The organism is Bacillus cereus group sp. MS39, from assembly GCF_040448665.1.
Lineage (GTDB): Bacteria > Bacillota > Bacilli > Bacillales > Bacillaceae_G > Bacillus_A > Bacillus_A wiedmannii.
Window position 1 is genome coordinate 5,090,001 of sequence record NZ_CP123058.1, and the last position, 5,000, is coordinate 5,095,000.

Below are 5,000 nucleotides of genomic sequence, written 5' to 3' on the forward strand. Positions count from 1 at the left end.
GGCACGTAGTTAGCCGTGGCTTTCTGGTTAGGTACCGTCAAGGTGCCAGCTTATTCAACTAGCACTTGTTCTTCCCTAACAACAGAGTTTTACGACCCGAAAGCCTTCATCACTCACGCGGCGTTGCTCCGTCAGACTTTCGTCCATTGCGGAAGATTCCCTACTGCTGCCTCCCGTAGGAGTCTGGGCCGTGTCTCAGTCCCAGTGTGGCCGATCACCCTCTCAGGTCGGCTACGCATCGTTGCCTTGGTGAGCCGTTACCTCACCAACTAGCTAATGCGACGCGGGTCCATCCATAAGTGACAGCCGAAGCCGCCTTTCAATTTCGAACCATGCAGTTCAAAATGTTATCCGGTATTAGCCCCGGTTTCCCGGAGTTATCCCAGTCTTATGGGCAGGTTACCCACGTGTTACTCACCCGTCCGCCGCTAACTTCATAAGAGCAAGCTCTTAATCCGTTCGCTCGACTTGCATGTATTAGGCACGCCGCCAGCGTTCATCCTGAGCCAGGATCAAACTCTCCAATAAAGTTAGTTTGTCTAGCATCTAAAAATAAAAATTGACGTTTCACGTTGTTTGTTTCGTTCAGTTTTCAAAGAACTACTCGGTCGCTCATTTGCGACTCCCTTATGTTAACATCTTCATGTTTCAATGTCAACTAAGTTTTTCATTTCGTTTGCCGCGTTCTGCGTTATTGCATCGGCGACTTGTTCTATATTACACCTCTATATACTAATCGTCAATACCTTTTTCATAAAGTTATTCAAGTTAATATTTTTGCACTCTCTAATCTAGAGAAGAACCTATAAATATTGCATTATCCGAAAATCCTCTTCGACTTCGCTTTAATTTCTTCTCCCAAAATATATTCAAGTTTACTTACACCCTAGACTGAATTGGTACGGAAGTTTTCCCCCCCGCGGAACTAACAACCTTATTTTAATAAATACTAATATATAATTAAAAACTTATTCCACTCCCTAACACCTCTTTGTTTATCAGGCACTCTATTAGAAACGATTGAAGATATACGTATTCTCATAAACAGACAACGATACAGAAATTCTTATATACTACTCTAGCTATAGAGTTCCCCTTATATGAGGTAATGGTTACTTACCTGTTTACTCGTAAATATATAGAAACACACTAATATATTTACTAACTATCCCTATGTCACTGAAATAGCAGACTTATATCTCTTTCATCTTTAGCAGCATCCATTTCCATACGGCCTAGTCGTAATAAATTTTATATCCTCTTAACAAACATTTCAGATATACAAATAAACTATACTCGAGGTCCAAACCAATTAATAGCATTTCTTTTTTTAAACACATATACCCGATTAAAAATACGCACCTCAATTGATCGAGTGCACATAACACACTCACAAGGAACATTCATTCTATTTGTATTTTATTACTTTTTATCACATGTAAGGATGTTTATCCTATACCTATATTTACGTTTTACCGCTAGGAGAGCGAATCAAGTTACTAACAAAGTATGTAATTTTATTGTTTATATATATCCTCCGTTTTGAAATACATATAGAATTACAAATTCATTTATTTCTAGCTATAAACCTAAGAATACATAACAATAAGAAACCAATGCATATAAAACACCCACAAAAACAAATTCTACAACAAGGTATACTACGGCTGTACAATTTATAAACTATAATCTTTTCAATATAAAAAGAGCCGGAATTTCTACTCTAAGGAACATCCGACTCTTTTTTTTGGGCCACAACCAAAATAATTTAACTTACTCACTACAACTGAACGCCCTCATAATAACCATAGCCAAAATAATTTTTATATTTAATATTAAAATGTCTATTTAATATTCCCTACTCTGCTGTACTGCAGATGAATGCATCATATCTATCACTGCACGATATAAATTTTCCGGATATTCAGCTATCCGATGGCATAAATACAAGTACCACTCTTTCCCATAGGTCAAATACACCCTAGCATTATGCCCTTTGTTTTTCAAATCACTTAACATATCCGGACGAATTCCATATAGCATTTCTATCTCTACATTAGATTGATTAAAACATTGACGTTTCTCCATTTCTTTAATAAGAATTTCATCATGTGTAGCTATAGATACAGGATGATTGTTTTCAACTAGTTGTTCTACAATCTGAAGATACTGTTGGTTTAAGTCATTTGACCTAGGCATAGCAATATCCGAAACTTCTTGATAGGCACCTTTTACAACTCGTATTTTCCCTGGATAATGTAGGAGTTCTTGAATATCATCGTTTGAGCGATATAAATGCGCCTGAATCGTTATCCCTACATTAGGATATTGCTCAGTTGTTTTTTTATAGATGGAAAGAATGTCTGCTGCTTTAGATGATTCTTCCATACTTATCATAAGGGTAGTTCCATGTAGTTTTGCCTTCTCTGCTAACTCCATTAAATGAATATAAGATATTTTTGGATCTATAGATAATCCAATATGCGATAAATCGAGTGATACTGTTTGCTTCATAGATAGAGCACCCATATCCCCAATAAGATTCCAAAACTCATTTTTTGCTTTATAACATTCCTCTATATCTAGAGTATTTTCCCCTATGTATTCTAGTGAAGTATGATAACCTTTTGTAATTAGTTCTTTTGCTATCACAATCCCCTCATGTCTCGTTTCTCCGGTGACAAAGCGTTTCGCAGCTTGCAATAACAACGCATAGAGTTCATTAGATTGTTGTACATAGGATTTTATATGTTCATTTCGTGCAATCGATTTAAATGCCTGAGCTACTTGGAATTCTGGTTTCGTCATCACATTTTCATCCCCTTTAGAACTATTTGATCCAACTATAGCATGCTAAAATGGTTCATATTAGTACCATTTTAACCAAACTTTTATGGTACCAATTTTGATGAAGGGAGCATTTATATGCTTTGGATACCTATTGATCGATCGTTAGATATAAGTTTAATTCGACAGGTTTATCACCAAATACGTGAACGAATATTAAACGGAGAACTACAATCTGGAGAAAGACTACCATCTACACGGGAATTATCTTCTGAGTTAAGCGTGTCTAGGAATGTAATTTTAGAAGCTTATGATCAATTATTTTCCGAAGGTTTTTTGGTCGCTCGACAGGGCGCCGGGACATTCATTGCAGAAGGAACTTATTTAGAACAACGTAAAAAATCAACTCTAATTGATTCTTTATCTTGGTGCGAAGAAATAAACAAAGACAGTAACATCATTAATTTTCGTTCAGGGATACCAGCATTAGACTTATTTCCACGTAAGGGATGGGCAAAGTTATCTCATACTATATGGAATGAAACACCTCCTTCTACGTTTGGATACGATATTCCCGAAGGGCGTCCCGAATTAAGAAAGGTTTTATCACACTATTTACTTAAAACAAGAGGAGTTTTTTGTCATCCAGAACAATTGATAATTACCTCCGGTGCAACGCAAGCTTTAACACTTATTTCTAAGCTACTTTTGTCAACAGGCGACGAAGTACTAATAGAAGATCCCATCACCAATGACATTCAAACAATTTTTAAAAATTCAGGAGCCTTCCTTTATCCTATACCAGTTGATGATAATGGGATGGATACATCTTTGCTGCCTGCAAATAAAAACCCAAAATTCATCTTCACTACTCCTTCTCATCAGTTTCCTTTAGGAGGAGCGTTACCGATTCAACGACGGGTTCAATTGATTAACTACTCAAGGAAAACAAATTGTTATCTCATTGAAGATGATTATGACAGTGAGTTTCGATATGAAGGCTCACCTGTAAGTTCATTACAGGGATTGGATCCCGAGCGTGTTATATATATAGGTTCATTTAGTAAAATTTTATCACCGGCCCTTAGGATGGGATACTTAGTTCTTCCCTCACACCTTATTGAAAAATGTCGCAGGGTAAAATGGTTTTCAGATCTACATACACCTTCTTTAAATCAGCTTGTTCTTGCTAAATTTATTGCCGAAGATTATTTGGAGCGACATATTATGAAGATGAAAAAAATTTATAAAACTCGAAGAGACTTCCTTATCCAGCAATTAAAATTAGCATTCTCCAATAAGATCAATATTTTCGGTTATTCTACAGGATTACATCTGATTGTTGAATTCAATCAAGTTCAATTCACAAAAGAATTACTTGAGGAAATCCAACAACTCGGAGTGAAAGTATATCCTGTGGAAGAGCACGCCATTAAAAAAGGAAAACATCATAATCGAATTATTATAGGGTATGGACATTTAACAACTGAAGAAATAAAAGAAGGTGTGAGCAGGCTACAGAGGGCAATACCTTGTATCTATTCTTGTTAACGAATAGATGGTCTAACAAACTTATCCATATTTTTCTGAAGGTATGCTATTTAGATGTGAAATCATAATAAAATAAAGCTGTTTTTTGCTAGATACACGTACTCATAGAACCAACATTAATTACAAGATTATTTCCATTAAACACAAAAAAGACGAGTCATTCTGACTCGTCTTAAAGTTGCTTGGCGACGTCCTACTCTCACAGGGACAAGGTCCCAACTACCATCGGCGCTAGAGAGCTTAACTTCCGTGTTCGGTATGGGAACGGGTGTGACCTCTCTGCCATCATCACCAAACTATGAAGGCATATTCCTTCAAAACTAGATAACATTTGCTTCATATTATATGGTTAAGTCCTCGATCTATTAGTATTCGTCAGCTCCACATGTCACCATGCTTCCACCTCGAACCTATCAACCTGATCATCTTTCAGGGATCTTACTAGCTTACGCTATGGGAAATCTCATCTTGAGGGGGGCTTCATGCTTAGATGCTTTCAGCACTTATCCCTTCCGCACATAGCTACCCAGCTATGCCCTTGGCAGAACAACTGGTACACCAGCGGTGCGTCCATCCCGGTCCTCTCGTACTAAGGACAGCTCCTCTCAAATTTCCTACGCCCACGACGGATAGGGACCGAACTGTCTCACGACGTTCTGAAC

Annotated in this window: 2 protein-coding genes, 3 rRNA genes and 1 pseudogene (2 of these 6 cut by a window edge); 2 read left to right on the forward strand and 4 right to left on the reverse strand. The window is 37.3% G+C overall.

The annotated features are described in order from the left end of the window. A 16S ribosomal RNA gene (locus QEP67_RS26260) occupies nucleotides 1–528 on the reverse strand (it extends 1,024 nt beyond the left edge of the window). 538 nt (nucleotides 529–1,066) lie between these two features. Here QEP67_RS26260 and QEP67_RS26265 point away from each other — a divergent pair. Beyond that, nucleotides 1,067–1,179 (forward strand): annotated as a pseudogene (locus QEP67_RS26265) (ABC transporter permease); the annotation flags it as partial. A 669-nt stretch (nucleotides 1,180–1,848) separates the two neighbouring features. Here QEP67_RS26265 and QEP67_RS26270 read toward each other — a convergent pair. Further along, the gene (locus QEP67_RS26270) at nucleotides 1,849–2,808 is read right to left on the reverse strand and encodes a proline dehydrogenase family protein (RefSeq protein ID WP_000165404.1); all 960 of its coding nucleotides are present in this window, start codon (nucleotides 2,806–2,808) and stop codon (nucleotides 1,849–1,851) included. Nucleotides 2,809–2,925: 117 nt separating this feature from the next. Here QEP67_RS26270 and QEP67_RS26275 point away from each other — a divergent pair, with 117 nt between their 5' ends. Beyond that, nucleotides 2,926–4,338, forward strand: a complete 1,413-nt coding sequence (locus QEP67_RS26275; protein WP_000964405.1) for a PLP-dependent aminotransferase family protein — start codon at nucleotides 2,926–2,928, stop codon at nucleotides 4,336–4,338. Between the two features lie 180 nt (nucleotides 4,339–4,518). Here the strand turns inward: QEP67_RS26275 and rrf are convergent. Together rrf and QEP67_RS26285 are read right to left on the reverse strand one after the other, a co-directional pair. Continuing rightward, nucleotides 4,519–4,634 (reverse strand): 5S ribosomal RNA (rrf, locus tag QEP67_RS26280). 49 nt (nucleotides 4,635–4,683) lie between these two features. Further along, nucleotides 4,684–5,000 (reverse strand): 23S ribosomal RNA (locus QEP67_RS26285) (it continues 2,605 nt past the right edge of the window).